The sequence below is a fragment of the Achromobacter sp. PD1 genome, assembly GCF_048541815.1.
In the GTDB taxonomy this organism is placed as follows: Bacteria; Pseudomonadota; Gammaproteobacteria; order Burkholderiales; family Burkholderiaceae_B; genus Achromobacter; species Achromobacter bronchisepticus_A.
On sequence record NZ_CP183349.1, the window covers coordinates 859,283 to 878,916 of the forward strand.

13 protein-coding genes are annotated in these 19,634 nt (G+C 66.1%); 9 read left to right on the forward strand and 4 right to left on the reverse strand.

Annotated elements, in window-relative coordinates; translation table 11 throughout:
* The first annotated feature begins 112 nt into the window (after positions 1–112).
* Entirely contained in the window at positions 113–2,161 is a 2,049-nt protein-coding gene (locus ACM1PE_RS03975) for an OPT family oligopeptide transporter (protein ID WP_118933993.1), read from the forward strand.
* Between the two features lie 31 nt (positions 2,162–2,192).
* Here the strand turns inward: ACM1PE_RS03975 and ACM1PE_RS03980 are convergent, their stop codons facing one another.
* The 4 genes from ACM1PE_RS03980 to ACM1PE_RS03995 all read right to left on the reverse strand — a co-directional run bounded on the left by ACM1PE_RS03980 (position 2,193) and on the right by ACM1PE_RS03995 (position 7,461).
* On the reverse strand, positions 2,193–3,425 hold the full coding sequence (locus ACM1PE_RS03980; protein ID WP_059374648.1) for a M20 family metallopeptidase: 1,233 nt from the start codon (positions 3,423–3,425) through the stop codon (positions 2,193–2,195).
* Positions 3,426–3,431: 6 nt separating this feature from the next.
* Positions 3,432–5,195 (reverse strand): 2-oxo-4-hydroxy-4-carboxy-5-ureidoimidazoline decarboxylase, encoded by a 1,764-nt coding sequence (gene uraD, locus ACM1PE_RS03985; RefSeq protein ID WP_419342574.1) that lies wholly within the window; start codon positions 5,193–5,195, stop codon positions 3,432–3,434.
* A gap of 11 nt (positions 5,196–5,206) precedes the next feature.
* A complete protein-coding gene (gene puuE / locus ACM1PE_RS03990; protein ID WP_059374645.1) occupies positions 5,207–6,151 on the reverse strand; it encodes an allantoinase PuuE in 945 nt (314 codons plus the stop codon).
* A gap of 293 nt (positions 6,152–6,444) precedes the next feature.
* Entirely contained in the window at positions 6,445–7,461 is a 1,017-nt protein-coding gene (locus ACM1PE_RS03995) for a 1-aminocyclopropane-1-carboxylate deaminase (protein ID WP_054450759.1), read from the reverse strand.
* 181 nt (positions 7,462–7,642) lie between these two features.
* Here ACM1PE_RS03995 and ACM1PE_RS04000 point away from each other — a divergent pair, with 181 nt between their 5' ends.
* The 8 genes from ACM1PE_RS04000 to ACM1PE_RS04035 all read left to right on the forward strand — a co-directional run bounded on the left by ACM1PE_RS04000 (position 7,643) and on the right by ACM1PE_RS04035 (position 19,551).
* The gene (locus ACM1PE_RS04000) at positions 7,643–8,113 is read left to right on the forward strand and encodes an Lrp/AsnC family transcriptional regulator (protein ID WP_059374642.1); all 471 of its coding nucleotides are present in this window, start codon (positions 7,643–7,645) and stop codon (positions 8,111–8,113) included.
* Positions 8,114–8,441: 328 nt separating this feature from the next.
* Positions 8,442–11,309 carry a 2-oxoglutarate dehydrogenase E1 component gene (locus tag ACM1PE_RS04005; RefSeq protein WP_118933990.1) on the forward strand — a complete coding sequence of 956 codons (2,868 nt, stop codon included), beginning with the start codon at positions 8,442–8,444 and terminating at the stop codon, positions 11,307–11,309.
* A 101-nt stretch (positions 11,310–11,410) separates the two neighbouring features.
* Positions 11,411–12,637 carry a 2-oxoglutarate dehydrogenase complex dihydrolipoyllysine-residue succinyltransferase gene (odhB, locus tag ACM1PE_RS04010; protein WP_059374638.1) on the forward strand — a complete coding sequence of 409 codons (1,227 nt, stop codon included), beginning with the start codon at positions 11,411–11,413 and terminating at the stop codon, positions 12,635–12,637.
* A 117-nt stretch (positions 12,638–12,754) separates the two neighbouring features.
* Complete coding sequence (gene lpdA, locus ACM1PE_RS04015; protein WP_059374636.1) at positions 12,755–14,182, forward strand: dihydrolipoyl dehydrogenase; 1,428 nt, start codon at positions 12,755–12,757, stop codon at positions 14,180–14,182.
* A gap of 76 nt (positions 14,183–14,258) precedes the next feature.
* Positions 14,259–15,350 carry a cell division protein ZapE gene (gene zapE, locus ACM1PE_RS04020; protein ID WP_419342575.1) on the forward strand — a complete coding sequence of 364 codons (1,092 nt, stop codon included), beginning with the start codon at positions 14,259–14,261 and terminating at the stop codon, positions 15,348–15,350.
* Between the two features lie 110 nt (positions 15,351–15,460).
* Positions 15,461–15,994, forward strand: coding sequence for a sigma-70 family RNA polymerase sigma factor (locus tag ACM1PE_RS04025; RefSeq protein WP_280016596.1), 534 nt, complete (start codon positions 15,461–15,463; stop codon positions 15,992–15,994).
* Entirely contained in the window at positions 15,987–16,958 is a 972-nt protein-coding gene (locus ACM1PE_RS04030) for a FecR domain-containing protein (RefSeq protein ID WP_419342576.1), read from the forward strand. The genes ACM1PE_RS04025 and ACM1PE_RS04030 overlap by 8 nt, the downstream gene beginning before the upstream one ends.
* 139 nt (positions 16,959–17,097) lie before the next feature.
* The gene (locus ACM1PE_RS04035) at positions 17,098–19,551 is read left to right on the forward strand and encodes a TonB-dependent siderophore receptor (protein ID WP_419343814.1); all 2,454 of its coding nucleotides are present in this window, start codon (positions 17,098–17,100) and stop codon (positions 19,549–19,551) included.
* The last annotated feature ends 83 nt before the right edge of the window (positions 19,552–19,634 follow it).

Below are 19,634 nucleotides of genomic sequence, written 5' to 3' on the forward strand. Positions count from 1 at the left end.
TGCTTGCGGCAGCTTCTGCCGAGGATATGCTTGGCGGTCGTCTCAGAGGGGTGACCGCTGGGTGGACGCGAAGGCGCTAGAATTCGCGCCTGGCAAGATAGGAATAACTGCAATGACCCAACCCATCAGCGTCCCGGCAGAGGTCACGTTGCCCGAACTTACGTTCCGCGGCATCCTCCTGGGCGCAATCATCACCGTCATCTTCACGGCTTCCAACGTCTTTCTCGGACTGAAGGTGGGCCTGACGTTTTCATCCGCCATTCCGGCGGCGGTGATCTCGATGTCCGTCCTGCGCCTGTTCAAGGACGCGAACATCCTCGAAAACAACATGGTGCAGACCCAGGCCTCCGCGGCCGGGACGCTGTCGTCCATCATCTTCATCCTGCCGGCCCTGGTCATGATGGGACACTGGCAGGGCTTCCCGTTCTGGCAGACGCTGGGCATCTGCGCCGCCGGCGGCATGCTGGGCGTGATGTTCACCATTCCGCTGCGCCACGTGATGGTGGTGCAGAGCGACCTGCCGTATCCGGAAGGCGTGGCCGCCGCTGAAATCCTGCGGGTGGGCAGCGCCGAGCGCGCCCAGGACGAGGCCGCGGAGGACGGACGCGCACCGGCCAAGGCCGAGACCGGCATGGGCGACATCGTGGCTGGCGGCGTGGTCGCCGCCGCGGTCAGTTTCGCCGCCAGCGGACTGCGCGTGCTGGGCGACAGCGTCAGCGGCTGGTTCGCACTGGGCGGCGCGGTGTTCCGGCTGCCCATGGGCTTTTCGTTGGCGCTGCTGGGCGCGGGCTACCTGATCGGCATCGTCGCCGGGCTGGCCATGCTGACCGGACTGATTATTTCCTGGGGCATCGCCGTGCCCATCCTGACCGCCATGGGCGACATGCCCGCGGGCACGTCGCTGGCGAAGTACGCTACCGGCCTGTGGGCTTCGCAGGTGCGCTTCATCGGCGCCGGCGTGATCGGCGTGGGCGCCATCTGGACGCTGGCCACGCTGTTCATGCCGATGGCGCGCGGCGTCAAGGCTTCGTTCGCGGCGCTGACCAAGGCGGGCGCCGCCCGTGCCGGGCGCGCGCCGCGCACCGAGCGCGACCTGTCGGCCGGCTGGATTTCAGCAGTGACGCTCGTACTGGTGGCGGTGCTGGTCGTCACGTTCCAGGTGTTCCTGTCCGGCGCGCCGCTGTCGCCCGCCGGCATCTGGAAGCTGGTGGCCTACGCCGTGCTGTTCGCCTTCGTCTTCGGCTTCCTGGTGGCCGCGGCCTGCGGCTACATGGCCGGCCTGGTAGGGTCGTCGACCAGCCCGATCTCGGGCGTGGGTATCGTCGCCATCGTGCTGGTGTCGCTGCTGATGCTGGCGCTGGGCGGCGAACTGCTGGGCGCGCAGAACGGCGTGCAGATGGCGATTGCGCTGTCGATCTTCAGCACCTCGGCGGTGGTGGCGGTGGCCTCCATTTCCAACGACAACCTGCAGGACTTGAAAACCGGCTGGCTGGTGGGCGCGACGCCCTGGCGTCAGCAGGTGGCCCTGCTGATCGGCTGCGTGGCCGGCGCGGCGGTGATTTCGCCGGTGCTGGAACTGCTCTACAACGCCTACGGTTTTGCCGACGCCATGCCGCGCGCAGGCATGGACCCGGCGCAGGCCCTGTCGGCGCCGCAGGCGACGCTGATGCTGGCGATCGCGCGCGGCATCTTCACGCACCAGCTCAACTGGACCATGATCCTGATCGGCATGGCGGTCGGTGTGGGGCTGATCGTGGTGGACGAAATCATGAAGCGCACCTGCCGCGTGGCCCGCATTCCGGTGCTGGCCGTGGGTATCGGCATCTACCTGCCGCCCACCGTCGCCGCGCCCATCGTGGTCGGAGCGGTCCTGGCATGGCTGCTGGAACGCGCTCTGCGCCGCCGCGCGGCCGCCGCCGGCAAGCCCTACGAGCAGTTCGCCGACGCGGCCAACCGCCGCGGCGTGCTGATCGCCTCTGGCCTGATCGTGGGCGAAAGCCTGGTCGGCGTGCTGATGGCCGGCATCATCGGCGCGGCCGGCACCGAAGCGCCGCTGGCGATCGCCGGCGCGGGCTTCGAGCACACGGCCTCGTTCCTGGGCCTGGCCGTCTTCGTGGCGGTGGCGATCCTGTTCTGGCGCCGGGTGATGAAACTGGCGTGAAGCGCCCGGCCGGTCCTGCCGGGCGCCCGCCTCAGGCGGCGTCCAGCAGGTCGGCCAGCGTGCGGGCGATGACCTTGGTGGCGCGCCGCAGATCTTCCAGCACCACCCGCTCATCGTTGCGCTTGGCGTGCGATTCCAGCACGGTGCGCGGTCCGGCGCCGTAGATCACGCCCGGAATGCCCGCTTCGGCGTACAGGCGCACGTCGGTATAAAGCGGCGTGCCCATGGCGGCGATGGGCTCGCCGAACAATTCCTCTCCATGTTTCTGTATGGCCTGCACCAGCGGCTGGTTGCCCGGCAGCGGGCGCATGGAATTGGCCAGCAGCAGGCGCTTGATGTCCACGCTGATGCCGGGCACGGAGGCGGCGGTTTCCTGGATGATGCGGCGGATGTCGGCCTCGACCTCGGCCGCGTTTTCTTCGGGGATCATGCGCCGGTCCAGCTTGAAGACCACCTTGCCCGGCACCACGTTGGTGTTGGTGCCGCCTTCGATGCGGCCGACGTTCAGGTAGGGGTGACTGATGCCCGGCACCTCGGAGCGGATCTCCCGATACCGCGTGTTCTGCGCGTACAGCGCGTTCAGGATCGCGACCGCGCCTTGCAGCGCATCCACGCCGCTGCTGGGGATGGCGGCATGCGCCATCTTGCCGTGGACCGTCACTTCCATCTGCAGGCAGCCGTTGTGGGCGGTCACGACCTCGTAGCTGAAACCCGCGGCGATCAGCAGATCGGGCTTGGTCAGTCCTTGGGACAGCAGCCAGCCGGGGCCGAGCAGGCCACCGAATTCCTCGTCGTAGGTGAAGTGCAGTTCGACCGCGCCGCGGCTGGGGCGGGCGACGGCTTCCAACGCGCGCAGGGCGAACGTGTAGCTGGCGAAATCGCTCTTGCTGACCGCGGCGGCGCGGCCGTACAGGCTGCCGCCGTCGATTTCGCCGCCGTAAGGATCATGTTCCCAGCCTTCGCCCGGCGGCACCACGTCGCCGTGCGCGTTGAGCGCCACGCGCAGGCCGCCCGCGCCGTACTCGCGGCGCACGATGAGGTTGGTGATGGATTGCAGGCCATAGTCCCGCACCTCCTGCGCCGGCACCGGATGGGCTTCGGCCTCCAGGCCGAAGCCTTGCAGCAATTCGGTCGTGCGCTCGGCGTGTGGCGCATTGTTGCCGGGAGGCGTGTCGGTCGGCACGCGCACCAGCTCCTGCAGGAAGCGGACTTCCTCGTCAAAGTGGGCGTCAATCCAGGCGTCGAGTCGGGCGTAATCGGTCATGGTCGGCTATTGGGTGTCGTGGGCAAGATCGTCGAGCAGGCGCAGGAACGCCAGCACGGCAAGCTGGATGTCGTCGCTGGAGGTGGATTCGCGCGGGTTGTGGCTGATGCCGGAGTTCTGGCCGCGTACGAACAGCATGGCCTGGGGCATGACTTCATGCAGCTTCATGGCGTCGTGGCCGGCGCCGCTGGGCATGCGATGGACGGGCAGTCCCAGCGCGTCGACGGCGCGTTCCCAGCGCTGCTGCCAGGCCGGATCGCTGGGCGCGGCGGCGGCGCGCATGGTTTCTTCCAGCGTGTAGCGCAGGCCGCGGCGCTGGCAGATGGCTTCGAGCTCGGCCAGCACGTCGCGCGCCAGCGCATCACGCTGCGCGTCGCTGGGCGCGCGCAGGTCCAGGCTGAAGCGGCATTCTCCCGGCACCACGTTGATCGAACCGCCGGGCACTTCCAGCATGCCCATGGTGCCGACCGAGTCGCCGTCGCGGGCGGAGCGCTGCTCCACGTACAAGGCCAGCTCGGCCGTGGCGGTGGCGGCGTCGCGGCGGCGGTTCATCGGGGTGGTGCCGGCGTGGCAGGCCAGGCCGTTGATCCGCACCTGATAGCGCACGCAGCCGTTGATGGACGTGACCACGGCCAGCGGCAGCCCCATTTCGTAGAGCACCGGACCTTGTTCGATGTGGACTTCGACGAAGCCCAGATAGCGGGCGGGATCGCGCTTGAGCTTGGGGATGTCTGCGCTGCGTAGGCCGGCTTGCGCCATGGCGTCGCGCATGCTGACGCCGTCTGCGTCCTGCTGGTCCAGCCATTGCGGCTTGAAGTCGCCGATCAACGCGCCCGAACCCAGGAAGGTGGCGCGGTAGCGCTGGCCTTCCTCTTCCGCGAAGCCGATGACTTCCAGGTGGTAGGGCAGGCGCTTGCCCTGGCGGTGCAATTCGCGCACGCAGGCCATCGGCACGAAGATGCCCAGCCGGCCGTCGTACTTGCCGGCGTTGCGCACGGTGTCGTAATGGCTGCCGGTCATGAGGGTGGGGGCGTCGGCGCTGGCGGCCAGGTAGCGGCCGACCACGTTGCCAACCGCATCGATGCCGACCTCGTCGAAACCGCAGTCGCGCATCCATTGCGACAACAGCGCGGCGCAGGCGCGGTGGGCTGCGGTCAGGTAGGTGACGGTGAGCTGGCCTTTTTCTGCGTAGCCCGGATCGCTGTGGACGGCCAGTTGTTCACCCCAGTCCCAGATGTCGTTGCCGATGGCGGGCTCGGCGTCGAAGCTATCGCGCAGGCGGATCTCGGCGATGCGGTGCAGCTGCTGCTGGGCCTCTTCGAACTCCAGGTCCGGCGGGTTGTCCAGGCGGCGGGTGAATTCGTCGATCACCTGCTGGCGCGTCATGCCGGCGCCGCGCGGGCCGCGCACGGCCAGCACGAAGGGAAAGCCGAATCTGGCGCCGTAGTCGGCGTTCAATGCTTGCAGGCGAGCCAATTCGGCGGGCGTGCACGCGGCCAATCCGGCCAAGTCCTGTTCGCGTGCCGAATCCGCGTTCCGGGGCGTGCCTGCTGCCAGCTCCGGATGGGCGCGCAGCAGCGCCGTCCGGGCGTCGGCGTCGGCCTCGCTCACGACGCGGCGCAGGCGCTGCGCCAGGTCGGCCAGCGAGCGAAACGGGCGGTGGCCAAGCGCGCGTTCGGCGATCCAGGGCGCATGTCCGTACAGGCCGTCGAGCATGGCGACGGCGTCCGCGGGCGCCGCCGCATTGAGTTGGGCTAGGGTATGGGCCATGGCCGTCCTGTTCAGGCGTTGGGGGTGTAGGGATGCGCCGCCTTCCAGTGGCGCGCGATGTCCAGCCGCCGGCAGACCCAGACGCGGTCATGGCTGGCAATGTGGTCCAGGAAACGCTGCAGCGCGGTGATGCGGCCGGGCCGGCCCAGCAGGCGGCAATGCATGCCGATGCTCATCATCTTGGGCGCTTCGTCGCCTTCGGCGTAGAGCGCGTCGAAGCTGTCCTTCAGGTACTGGAAGAAGGGATCAGCGTGCGAATAGCCCTGCGGCAGCGCGAAGCGCATGTCGTTGCAGTCCAGCGTGTAGGGCACGATCAGTTGCGGCACGACGCTGCCGTCCGTTTTCTGTACGCGCATCCAGAAGGGCAGGTCGTCGCCGTAGTAGTCGCTGTCGTACTCGAACCCGCCATAGTCGGCCACCAGGCGCCGCGTGCGCGGACTGTCGCGGCCGGTGTACCAGCCCAGCGGACGGCTGCCGGTCATTTGCGTGATCGCGTCCATGGCCAGGCGCATGTGTTCGCGCTCGGTGGCCTCGTCGATGTGCTGATAGTGGATCCAGCGCCAGCCGTGGCAGGCGATCTCGTGTCCCAGTTCGACGAAGGCGGCGGTCAGTTCCGGATGGCGTTGCAAGGCCATGCCCACGCCGAATACCGTCAGCGGCAGGCCGCGCTTCTCGAATTCCCGCAGGATGCGCCAGACGCCGGCGCGCGAGCCGTACTCGTAGATGCCCTCGATGCTGAGGTGGCGCTCGGGATAGCTGGCGGGGTTGAACATTTCCGACAGGAACTGTTCGGACCCGGGGTCGCCATGCAGCACGCTGTTCTCGCCGCCTTCCTCGTAATTCAGCACGAACTGCACCGCGATGCGCGCCTGCCCCGGCCATCGGGCATGCGGCGGATTGCGGCCGTAGCCGGCCAGGTCGCGGGGGTAGGGGAGCGTGGAATCGTAGACGGTCATGAGGCGGGCGGAGGGCAACGGCGCGCGGCGGCCGGGCGTGGGTGGGCGGATGACTTCCTGATGGTCAGCACCATAGCGGGAAATCGTGGTTTTGTATACAAACTATGTACATAATTTTATTGGAGGGCTGGAAAGGCGGGCCCAAACGAAAAACCCAGCCGGCGGATACGCCGGCTGGGCTGCGCTTCCTGCGCTCATCATCGGCGCTGGCGGCCAGGACTGGCAAGTCCAGGGCCTGGCCGGCCTTTCAGCGCAAGTCGCCGCAAGGCCAGCCGAAGGCGCCGTAGGCGCCCTTATCCGTTGCGGTAGAGAAAGCTGTAGGCGTTGATCGCCGGCACCCCTCCCAGGTGCGCATACAGAACCCGCGAGCCGGCCGGAATCTCGCCGCGGCGGATGATGTCCATCATGCCCTGCATGGATTTTCCTTCGTAGACCGGGTCGGTCATCATGCCCTCGAGCCGGGCGCAAAGACGGATGGCCTCGTTGGTCTCGGCCGAGGGCAGGCCATAGGCCGGGTAGGCATAGCGGGTGTCCAGCACCACGTCGCGCTCTTCGATGGCGGCGCCGAGTCCGACCATGTCGGCCGTGCGCCGCGCGATGCGCAGGATCTGCGCGCGGGTTTGCTCGGGCGTGCCTGAAGCGTCGATGCCGATGACGCGGTCCGCGCGGCCATCCGCCGCAAAGCCCACCACCATGCCGGCCTGCGTGCTGCCCGTGACCGCGCAGACGACGATGTAGTCGAACTTGAAGCCCAGCTCGGCTTCCTGGCGCCGCACTTCCTCGGCGAAGCCGACGTAGCCCAGGCCTCCGAGTTCGTGGTCGGACGCGCCCGCTGGAATCGCGTAGGGCTTGCCGCCGCGCTTGCGGACATCTTCCAGCGCCTCTTCCCAGCTGCGGCGAAAGCCGATGTCGAACCCCTGGTCCACCAGACGCACGTCGGCGCCCATCAGGCGGCTCATCATGATGTTGCCGACCCGGTCGTAGACCGCGTCCGAATAGTCCACCCAGTTTTCCTGCACCAGCACGCAGGCCAGCCCGAGCTTGGCGGCCACGGCCGCCACCATGCGGGTGTGGTTGGACTGGATGCCGCCGATGGTGACCAGCGTGTCGCAGCCCTGTTCCAGCGCCTGCGGGATCAGGTACTCCAGCTTGCGCAGCTTGTTGCCGCCGAAGGCGAGGCCGCTGTTGCAGTCTTCGCGCTTGGCGTAGATCTCGACCTTGCCGCCCAGATGCGCGGACAGGCGCTCGAGCTTCTCGATGGGGGTGTCGCCGAAGGTCAGGCGATGGCGCGGAAATCGTTGCAGATCCATGGGACTCTCCTGGGCCGGGCCGGGTGGCGCGGATGGAAAAATCATAGGAATTTCAAGGATTTGCCGTCAATTGCGTATTTTTATTATTTAAAAGGAAAATAATTAAATAAATGTCCAGGTTTCTATTTAATATTTCTAGATTGGCTTTTTGATCGAAATTTAATTTTCAGGGACGCATCAAATGCCGACGAATTCTGACCTGGACCGCATCGATCGCCACATCCTGCGCGTGCTGCAGCAGGACGCCCAGATCACCAACCTGGAACTGAGCGCGCGCGTCCACCTGAGCCCGGCCGCCTGCCTGCGCCGCGTGGAAAAGCTCAAGAGCGAGGGAGTCATCCGCAAGACCGTCGCCCTGCTGGAACCGGCAGAGGTGGACATGGCCACCCTGGTCATCGTGGGCGTGGTGCTGGACCGCTCCACACCGGAGTCCTTTACGGATTTCGAAGCCGCGGCGCGCGGCATCAGCGGTTGCCTGGAATGCCACCTGGTGGCAGGCGAGTTCGACTACTTCCTGATGCTGCGCATCCGCGACCTGGAACGCTTCAACAAGCTGCATGCGGGCGAGATCATCAAGCTGCCCGGCGTACGCCAGATCCGCACCTTTTTCGTCCTGAAAGAGATCCTGTCGACCACCGAATTGCCCGTATGAACGAGGCTAATGCGCAACACTGCAATTTTTGCCAGTGAAAATGATGCGGCGCGGCATTTTGGATTGCCGGAAATTGAATGCGAGTAGACGGCGCAATGGAAGGGGTTGCCTGGACATTCCAATGCTGCATGATGGCATTCCGAATGCGCTTTTGCGTCACGCAAACGCAAGAAGACGTCCTTAAACTCAAAGGGCTATACTCTTATCCCATACGGCTTTTAAGGCTTGTACGCGCCTTCTGCCCCTGCTATCCGCTTAACGGGAAGCCCGTGTCGCGGAAGGTTTTCCTGCATCGTGTCGAGTGAAGCACTCGTAAAGGTGAAGCGATATGTCTTCGGAAATAGAATCTCTATCCACGTCTTATCTCTTTGGGGGTAACGCCCCTTATGTTGAGGAGCTTTACGAAGCCTACCTCGACAATCCCGGTTCGGTACCTGACAACTGGCGCGAATACTTCGACCAGCTGCAACACGCTCCCGCCACCGACGGCCAGGAATCCACCCGCGACCAGGCCCACGCTCCCATCGTCGAATCGTTCGCCCAACGCGCCAAGGCCAATGCCTTCGTGCAACGCGCGGCCGAACCCGATCTGACCGTGGCCAGCAAGCAGGTTTCGGTGCAGTCGCTGATCGCGGCCTACCGCTCCCTGGGTTCGCGCTGGGCCGACCTGGATCCGCTCAAGCGCCAGGAACGTCCCCCGATCCCCGAACTCGATCCGGCCTTCTACGGCCTGACCGAAGCCGATCTGGACCAGACCTACTCGGCCACCAACACCTACTTCACGACCGCCAGCACCATGACGCTGCGCGACATCCTGAAGGCGCTGCGCGACACCTACTGCCGCAGCATCGGTGCCGAATTCACGCACATCTCCGACCCCGCCGCCAAGCGCTGGATCCAGGAACGCCTGGAAGCCACCCTGGGCGCGCCGGCCTACTCGGCCGAAGAAAAGCGCCACATCCTGCAGCAGCTGACCGAGTCCGAAGGCCTCGAGCGCTTCCTGCACACCAAGTACGTCGGCCAGAAGCGCTTCTCGCTGGAAGGCGGCGAAAGCTTCATCGCCTCGATGGACGAAGTGGTGAACCACGCCGGTGAAAACGGCGTCCAGGAAATCGTGGTCGGCATGGCCCACCGCGGCCGCCTGAACCTGCTCGTGAACATCATGGGCAAGATGCCCGGCGACCTGTTCGCCGAGTTCGAAGGCAAGCACGCCGAAGGCCTGACCGACGGCGACGTGAAGTACCACAACGGCTTCTCCAGCGACCTGTCCACCCGTGGCGGCCCGGTCCACCTGTCGCTCGCGTTCAACCCGTCGCACCTGGAAATCGTCAACCCCGTGGTCGAAGGCAGCGCACGCGCCCGCCAGGAACGCCGCGGCGACGCCGAAGGCAAGCAAGTCCTGCCGGTGCTGGTGCACGGCGACGCGGCCTTCGCCGGCCAGGGCGTGGTCATGGAAACCCTGAACCTGGCCCAGACCCGCGGCTACGGCACGGGCGGCACGCTGCACATCGTCATCAACAACCAGATCGGCTTCACCACGTCCGACCCGCGCGATTCGCGCTCGACGCTGTATTGCACCGACGTGGTCAAGATGATCGAAGCGCCGGTGTTCCACGTCAACGGCGACGATCCCGAAGCCGTCGTGTTCGTCACCAAGCTGGCTCTGGACTACCGCCTGCAGTTCCGCCACGACGTCGTCGTGGACATCGTCTGCTTCCGCAAGCTGGGCCACAACGAGCAAGACACCCCGTCGCTGACGCAGCCCCTGATGTACAAGCGCATCGGCCATCACCCCGGCACGCGCAAGCTGTACGCCGACAAGCTGACCACGCAAGGCGTGCTAGCCGAAGGCGAAGCCGATCAGCTCGTCAAGGACTACCGCCAGCTGATGGAAGACGGCCAGCGCACCATCGAGCCGGTGCTGACCGACTACAAGAGCAAGTACGCCATCGACTGGTCGCCGTTCCTGGGCGCCAAGTGGACCGACCAGGCCGACACCGCCGTGCCGCTGGCCGAACTCAAGCGCATCGGCGAACGCATCACCACCGTGCCGGAAGGCTTCACGGTGCACCCGCTGGTCGCCAAGCTGCTGAACGACCGCCGCACCATGGCCAAGGGCGAAATGAACCTGGACTGGGGCATGGGCGAACACCTCGCCTTCGCGACCCTGGTGTCCTCGGGCTACGCCATCCGCATCACCGGCCAGGACTCGGGCCGCGGCACGTTCACGCACCGCCACGCCGTGCTGCACGACCAGAACCGCGAACGCTGGAACGACGGCACCTACATTCCGCTGCAAAACGTCTCGGAAGGCCAGGCTCCGTTCACCGTCATTGATTCCGTGCTGTCCGAAGAGGCGGTGCTGGGCTTTGAATACGGCTACTCCAGCGCCGAACCCAACACGCTGACCATCTGGGAAGGCCAGTTCGGCGACTTCGTCAACGGCGCCCAGGTCGTGATCGACCAGTTCATCAGCTCCGGCGAAGCCAAGTGGGGCCGCCAGTCGGGCCTGACCCTGATGCTGCCGCACGGCTACGAAGGCCAGGGTCCCGAGCACTCGTCGGGCCGCATCGAGCGCTTCCTGCAGCTGTGCGCCGACAACAACATGCAAGTGGTCCAGCCGACCTCCGCGTCGCAGATCTTCCACGTGCTGCGTCGTCAGATGATCCGTCCGTTCCGCAAGCCGCTGGTGCTGTTCACGCCCAAGTCGCTGCTGCGCAACAAGGACGCCGGTTCGCCCCTGACCGATCTGGCCGGCGGCAGCTTCCGCCCGGTCATCGGCGAGGTCGACGAGGCCATCGACGCCAGCAAGGTCAAGCGCGTGCTGGCTTGCTCGGGCAAGGTCTACTACGATCTGGTCAATGCCCGCCGCGAGCGTGGCGCCGACAACGTTGCGATCGTCCGCGTCGAACAGCTGTATCCGTTCGCGCACAAGTCGTTCGAAACGGAACTGCGCAAGTACCCGAAGGCAACCGAAGTGATCTGGGTCCAGGACGAACCGCAGAACCAGGGCGCCTGGTTCTACGTTCAGCATCACGTGTACGAGAACATGGTCGAAGGCCAGAAGCTGGGTTACGCCGGCCGCGCCGCGTCGGCATCGCCGGCCGTGGGCTACCTGGCCAAGCACCAGGAGCAGCAGAAGGCCCTGATCGACACGGCTTTCGCGCCCAAGTTCAAGGTCATGTTGACGAAGTAACACTCGCTTGATGCACGCGCCGCGCGCGCAGGTTTCTGGAATTCCGATTCGAAGCTTGCCGCGCAGCGCGACCAGAACACAAACTTTACGGAACAAACAAAATGGCTATTACCGACGTCGTCGTCCCCCAACTCTCCGAATCCGTCTCCGAAGCGACGCTGCTGACCTGGAAGAAGCAGCCGGGCGCTGCCGTTGAAGCGGACGAAATCCTGATCGAAGTCGAAACCGACAAGGTCGTGCTGGAAGTGCCGGCTCCCGCCTCGGGCGTGCTGGCTGAAATCGTCAAGGGCGACGGCAGCACCGTCACCTCCGGCGAAGTGCTGGCCCGCATCGACACCGCCGGCAAGGCCGCCGTTGCCGCCGCCGCGCCCGCCGCCGAAGCGCCCAAGGCCGCCGAGCAAGCCGCTGCTGCTCCCGCCGCTCCCGCTTCGTCGGCTGCCGCCGGCGTGGCTTCGCCCGCCGCTGCCAAGATCCTGGCCGAGAAGGGCGTCGACGCCGCTTCCGTGGCTGGCTCCGGCCGCGACGGCCGCGTGACCAAGGGCGACGCCCTGGCCGCCAGCGCTCCCGCCAAGGCCGCTCCGGCCAAGGCCGCCGCCCCGGTCGCGCCTCCGACGCTGTCGCTGGACGGCCGTCCGGAACAGCGCGTGCCGATGAGCCGCCTGCGCGCCCGCATCGCCGAGCGCCTGCTGCAATCGCAGCAGGAAAACGCGATCCTGACCACGTTCAACGAAGTGAACATGCAGGCCGTCATCGACCTGCGCAACAAGTACAAGGACAAGTTCGAGAAAGAGCACGGCATCAAGCTGGGCTTCATGTCGTTCTTCGTCAAGGCCGCTGTTGCCGCGCTGAAGAAGTTCCCGCTGATCAACGCCTCGATCGACGGCAAGGACATCATCTACCACGGCTACTTCGACATCGGTATCGCTGTCGGCAGCCCGCGCGGCCTGGTTGTGCCGATCCTGCGCAACGCCGACCAGCTGTCGATCGCCGACATCGAGAAGACCATCGCCGACTTCGGCCGCCGCGCCGCTGACGGCAAGCTGGGCATTGAAGAAATGACCGGCGGCACGTTCTCGATCTCCAACGGCGGCGTGTTCGGCTCGATGCTGTCGACCCCGATCATCAACCCGCCGCAATCGGCCATCCTGGGCGTGCACGCCACCAAGGATCGCGCCGTGGTTGAAAACGGCCAGATCGTCATCCGCCCGATGAACTACCTGGCGCTGTCCTACGACCACCGCATCATCGACGGCCGCGAAGCCGTGCTGGGCCTGGTCGCGATGAAGGACGCTCTGGAAGATCCGCAGCGCCTGTTGCTGGACCTGTAATCTCGACGCCCCGGCCCGGCGCCCGATCGACCTTCGGGTCTTGCGGCGCCCCGGCCGGCCCCATGCCGGCCCGCAGGGCGGGGCGTGTTCCACTCAATACCTCTTCGCGAGAACACTATGTCCAAACAATTTGACGTCGTCGTCATCGGCGCGGGCCCCGGCGGCTACATCGCCGCCATCCGCGCCGCGCAGCTCGGCATGTCGGTGGCTTGCATCGACGCCTGGCAGAACGGCCAAGGCGGCCCGGCACCCGGCGGCACCTGCACCAACGTCGGTTGCATCCCGTCCAAGGCGCTGCTGCAATCGTCCGAACACTACGAACAAGCCAACCACCACTTCGCCGAGCACGGCATCGAAGTCAAGGGCGTCAGCCTGAAGCTCGACACGCTGATCGGCCGCAAGAACACGGTGGTCAAGCAGAACAACGACGGCATCCTGTACCTGTTCAAGAAGAACAAGGTCACGTTCTTCCATGGCAAGGGCGCGTTCGCCGGCCAGGTGGAAGGCGGCTGGGCCATCAAGGTCACCGGCACCGCCGAGGAAGACCTGGTTGCCAAGCATGTCGTGGTCGCCACCGGTTCGTCGGCGCGCGAGCTGCCCGGCCTGCCGTTCGATGAAAAGGTCGTGCTGTCCAACGACGGCGCGCTGAACATCGGCGCCGTGCCGAAGACGCTGGGCGTGATCGGCGCCGGCGTGATCGGCCTGGAAATGGGCAGCGTGTGGCGCCGCCTGGGTTCCGAAGTCACCATCCTGGAAGCCATGCCGGAATTCCTGGCCGCGGCTGACGGCCAGGTGGCCAAGGAAGCCCTCAAGGCCTTCACCAAGCAAGGCCTGAACATCCAGATGGGCGTCAAGATCGGCGAGATCAAGGCGACCGCCAAGTCCGTCACCGTGCCCTACGTCGACGCCAAGGGCGCCGAGCAGAAGCTGGTGGTCGACAAGCTGATCGTCTCGATCGGCCGCGTGCCTTACACCGGCGGCCTGAACGCCGACACCGTGGGACTGAAGCTCGACGAGCGCGGCTTCATCGCCGTGGACGGCGACTGCAAGACCAACCTGCCGAACGTCTGGGCAGTGGGCGACGTGGTGCGCGGTCCGATGCTGGCGCACAAGGCCGAGGAAGAAGGCGTGGCGGTTGCCGAGCGCATCGCCGGCCAGCACGGCCATGTCAACTTCGACACCGTGCCGTGGGTGATCTACACCTCGCCGGAAATCGCCTGGGTCGGCAAGACCGAACAGCAGCTCAAGGCCGAAGGCCGCGAGTACAAGGCTGGCAGCTTCCCGTTCCTGGCCAACGGCCGCGCCCGCGCGCTGGGCGACACCACCGGCTTTGCCAAGGTGATCGCCGATGCCAAGACCGACGAGGTCCTGGGCGTGCACATCGTGGGCCCGATGGCCTCGGAACTGATCTCGGAAGCCGTGACCATCATGGAATTCCGTGGTGCAGCCGAAGACATCGCCCGCATCTGCCACGCGCACCCGACGCTGTCGGAAGCCGTGAAGGAAGCCGCATTGGCCGTGGACAAGCGCGCATTGAACTTCTGATACGCGCATAGCCGATGCAAGACGGGGGCGGGTTCACGGATCCGCCCTTTTTTCATTCTGCTTTTCCTGCTCCCACATGAACGTCCGCGAATACTACGAACACGCCCTGGCCGAACGCGGCTACAAGCCCGACGAAGCCCAGAAAAAGGCGATCGACCGGCTGCAGCGCTATTTCGACGAATGGGTCAAGTTCAAGTCGATGCGCTCGAACGCGCTGAAGAAGCTGCTGAACCGCCCCGACGTGCCGCGCGGCGTGTACCTGTGGGGCGGAGTGGGGCGGGGCAAGAGCTTCCTGATGGACGCTTTCTACGCCACCGTGCCCGTGGTGCGCAAGACGCGCCTGCACTTCCACGAATTCATGCGCGGCGTGCACCGCGAACTCGAAGAAGTGAAGGGTATGCAGGATCCGCTGGACGAGGTGGCCAGGCGCGTGGCCAAGCGCTACCGCCTGATCTGCTTCGATGAGTTCCACGTATCCGACGTGGCCGACGCGATGATCCTGCACCGGCTGCTGTTCAAGCTGTTCGAGTACGGCACGTCCTTCGTGATGACGTCCAACTACGAACCCTCGACCCTGTATCCGGACGGCCTGCACCGCGACCGCATCCTGCCCGCGATCCAGCTGATCCAGGCGCGCATGGACATCATGAACGTGGACGTCGGCGTGGACTACCGCCGCCGCTCGCTGGAACAGGTGCAGTGTTATCACACGCCGCTGGACGAGCGTGCCCAGAACGCATTGCAGGAAGCGTTCGACAGCCTGGCCGATACGCCGCCCCAGGATCCGGTGCTGCACATCGAACACCGCGAGATTCGCGCGCTGGCGCTGGGTGGGTCGGTGGTGTGGTTCGATTTCGCCACGCTTTGCGGCGGGCCGCGTTCGCAGAACGACTATCTGGAATTGGCCAATCGCTTCCACGCGGTGATCCTGTCGGGCGTACCCCGCATGGGACCGCGCCAGGCTTCCGAGGCGCGCCGCTTCACCTGGCTGATCGACGTGTTCTACGACCATCGCGTCAAGCTCATCATGTCCGCCGAATGCGAACCCGAGGAGATCTACACGGAAGGCGCGCTGGCCAATGAATTCCACCGCACCGTCTCGCGTATCCTGGAAATGCAGTCGCGCGAGTACCTGGAGTCGGAACGCCGCCACACCGTGTCGTTGTAGTCGCGCCGCATCTGTCCGGATTTTCCGGGCAGATCGCGGTTGAAATTGGTAATACAAGTCATTATCAATTAAGATTTGGAGACTTCTGGTCCAGCACCGCAGTTTCCAACGTGTCTTCCACCCTCCTGTCCGCATCGGCCGCGCGCACCGACCCTCCCGCCGCGCCCGTCGATGGCCTGTACCGCGATCATCGCTCCTGGCTGTTCGGCTGGCTGCGCCGCAGGCTGGGCTGCGAGCACCGCGCCGAAGACCTGGCGCAGGACGTGTTCCTGCGGGTGATCCAGGGCCGCAAGGCGGTGCGCGCCGCCGAAGCGCGCGGGCTGCTGACCACCATTGCCAAGGGTCTGGTAGTGGACCACCAGCGGCATGCGGCCTTGGAACGGGCCTATCTCGCCTATCTGGCCGCCATTCCCGAGGCCTATGCGCCATCCCCCGAGGAACAAACCGAGCAGCTGCAATCGCTGGCGCGGCTGGACCGTCTGCTGGACGGCCTGCCGCCCAAGGCCCGATCCGCGTTCCTGCTGTCGCAGCTCGACGGGCTGACCTATCCCGAGATCGCCCGGCGGCTCGAGGTTTCCTTGAGTTCGGTGCAGCAATACATGGTGCGCGCCATGACCGCGTGCTACGCGGCCTTTGATGACTAGCGCCGCGGATCCCGCCGCGGACCCCGTGGCGGGCCAGGCGATCGCCTGGTGGGTGCGATTGCAATCCGGCCTGGCCGGCGCGGCGGAACGCCAGTCCTGTGAGGCATGGCTGGCGCAAGACCCCGCGCACCGCTGCGCGTGGGACCGCTTGCAGCGCATCAGCCAGGACGCGCGCCGCGTGCCGGCGGCATTGGCGCATGGTGCGCTGACGCGCTCCGCATCGTCCTCGCCCCGATCGACCGGCCGTCGCACGGTGTTGCGCGGACTGCTGGCTATCGGCGGCACGGCTTTTACCGGCTGGGCTGCCTACCGCCACACACCGTGGCAGCGGCTGGCGGCGGACCTCAGCACGGGCGTCGGCGAGCGGCTGGCGGTAGCGGTGGCGGATGGGCTGCACATCACCTTGAACAGCGACAGCGCGGTGCGCCTGCATGTGCAGGGCGATGCCCGCGGCATGGACCTGCTGCGTGGCGAAGTGCTGGTGCGGGCCGAAATGCGGCCCGGCATGGCGGCGCTGCGCGTGGATACGGGGCATGGCGAGCTACGCGTCGAGCAGGCGCGCTTCGATCTGCGCCGCACCGCCGAAGGCGCGCGCGTGGGCGTGTACGAAGGCAGTCTGGCGCTTTTGCGCAGCGGCGTGGTCACCCATGCGGAAGCCGGGGAGCGCCTGCAATTCTCCGAACACGGCGACGTCGGCCGTCTTGCATCCGATTCCGACCGGCTGGCCTGGACCGACGGGCTGGTGGTGGCCAAGGACTGGCGCCTGGACTATTTCGCGCAATACCTGGCGCGCCAGCGGCTGGGCATGATCCGGGTGGACCCGGCGGTGGCGGGCCTGCGGCTGTCGGGCGTATTCCCGCTGGACGACGCCGAGCGTGCGCTCAAGGCGCTGGAGCCCGCCTTGCCCATCCGCGTGACACGGCATACGCAGTATTGGCTGCAGGTCGGTCCGCGCGAGGCCTGAGCGTTACAAATTTTTTTGCCTGCGCCTTGCAGGTTTTCCGATCCCGTACGGAAGGCAGGGATAGATACCACCGTACAGGGAGAGTTTTGTGTCCGTTTCATCTCACCCGCGCTTGCGCGCCCCCTTGTCCGCCGGCCGCATGGCCCTGCTGGCCGCCATGTGCGCGGGCGGGCTTGCCGCCGGCCTGCCGCAGTCCTGGGCGCAGCCGGCGCCCGCCTCCGCGAATGCGCCGCGCAGCTACCAGATCGCTGCCGGCTCCTTGGCCGATGCCCTGACGCAGTTCGCGCGCAGCGCCGGCGTGGTCCTGTCGTTCGACCCCGCGCTGGTGCGGGGACGCCGCTCGGACGGGCTGGACGGCGCCTATTCGGTGGGCGCGGGATTCGCCCGCATCCTGTCGGGCAGCGGCCTGCAGGCGCGCGCGCAATCGGGCAATACCTGGACCCTGGTGCAGGTCGCCGCGCCCGCGGGCGACACGCCCACGCTGGCGCCAGTGACCGTGTCCGGCCTGTCCGACAGCCCGATCACGACGGTGGGCTATGTCGCGACGGTGAGCGCCAGCGCCACCAAGACCGACACGCCGCTGATCGAAACGCCGCAGTCGGTATCGGTCGTCACGCGCGAGCAGATCACGGAGCAGGGCGCGCAGACACTGAACCAGGTGCTGCGCTACACCGCGGGCGTGGCCACGGAATCGCGCGGCGCCACTGCTACGCGCCTGGACCAGTTCAGCGTGCGCGGCTTCTCGGCGTCGACGTATCTGGACGGCCTGCGGGTATTCGGCGGCCGCGACGCCTTGCCGCAGGTGGACACCTATCGCCTGGAGCGCGTGGACGTGCTGAAGGGACCGGCCTCCGTCATGTACGGGCAGGGCGGTCCGGGCGGCGTGGTCAACCAGGTCAGCAAGCGCCCGCTGGAGGAGACGCTGCGCGAGGTCGAGGTGCAGGTCGGCAACTATGACTACCGTCGCGCCAACTTCGATTTCGGCGGTCCGGTAGATGAAGACGGCAAGTTCCTGTACCGCCTGGTCGGCTCGGGCTACATGTCCGACGGCCAGGTCAAGGACACCAAGGAGCGCCGCTACTTCGTATCGCCGGCCTTTACCTGGAAGCCCAGCGGCGACACGACGCTGACGGTGCTGACCAATTTCCAGCGCGATCCCGACATGGGTTCCTATGGCAGCGTGCCGGCCATGCGCACGCTGCTTTCCGCGCCCGACGGCATCCGCCTGCCGGCCGATTACTACGACGGCGACGCCAACTTCGAAAAGAGCGACCGCAAGAGCTATTCGTTGGGCTACGTGCTGGAGCACCGCTTCAACGACAACATCAAGGCATCGCAAAGCCTGCGCTGGACGCGCGCGGAAGCGCAGTACCGCAGCATCTACGGCGCCATGACCAACAACTACGGCTACACCGACAAGACCTACCGCTACCAGCAGCGTGCGTCGATCGCGACCGATGTGGACGTGGGCGCGCTGGTGCTGGACAACAACGTGCAGGCGCGCTTCAACACCGGTCCCTTCGCCCATACTACGTTGCTGGGTTTTGACTACCAGCACGTCAAGACCGACACGCTGTCCGGCTTCGGCACGGCGCCCGCGCTGGATGTGCTGAACCCGAACAATCATCAGAACATCCCGGTGCCGGCGTTCTCGTCGGACGCAACCTCCAAGCAGTACCAGACCGGCCTGTACTTCCAGGACCAGATCAAGATCGACCGCTTGTCGGTGTTGCTGGGCGGACGCTACGACTGGTCGCGCACCGTGGGTGAGACCACCACGATCGCTACCGGACGGGTCGCGCCGTCCTCGCTGAATGCGGAGAAGTTCACGGGCCGCCTGGGTGCGATCTACAACTTCGACAACGGCGTGGCGCCGTACTTCAGCTATTCGGAATCGTTCGAGCCGCAGTCCGGCACGGGCTGGCAGAACAAGCCGTTCAAGCCGATCGAGGGCAATCAGTACGAGGTCGGCATCAAGTACCAGCCGCCGGGCAGCGCCACGCTGCTGTCGTTTGCGGCGTTCGATATCCGCCGCGAGAACATGACCACCACCGATCCGGATCCGACCCATATCTGCGGCACGGCCGGCGGACGCTGCTCGATCCAGGCGGGCGAACTGCGCACGCAGGGCATCGAGCTCGAAGCCAAGACCGAGCCCCTGCGCGGCCTGACGCTGGTGGCTGCTTACTCCCTGATGGACAACGAGTACTCCAAGGGCTATCCCAACGCCGCGGGCCTGAACCTGAAGGGCAAGACGCCCGTGGGCGTGCCTTCGCAACAGGCGTCCGCCTGGGCCCGCTACCAGTTGCAGGAAGGTCCGCTGGCGGGCGTGGGCGTGGGCGGCGGCGTGCGCTACATCGGTTCCTCGTATGCCAACGAGACCAACACGCTGAAGGTGCCATCGGTCACGTTGTTCGACCTGATGCTGGACTATGACCTGGGCCGCGCGTCGCCGTCGCTCAAGGGCATGCAGGTGGCGCTGAACGTGCAGAACCTTTTCGACAAGGAATACATCGCCTCGTGCTCGGGCGATTCCTGGTGCTGGTACGGCTACCAGCGCTCCATCAAGGCCAGCCTGCGCTATCGCTGGTAAGCCTTGCCGCTATTTCGAAGTGAGAATGGTTATAATTTAAACCCTCCGAATCGGGCCCGGGCCGCGGGGCTGGTCCGATCCGG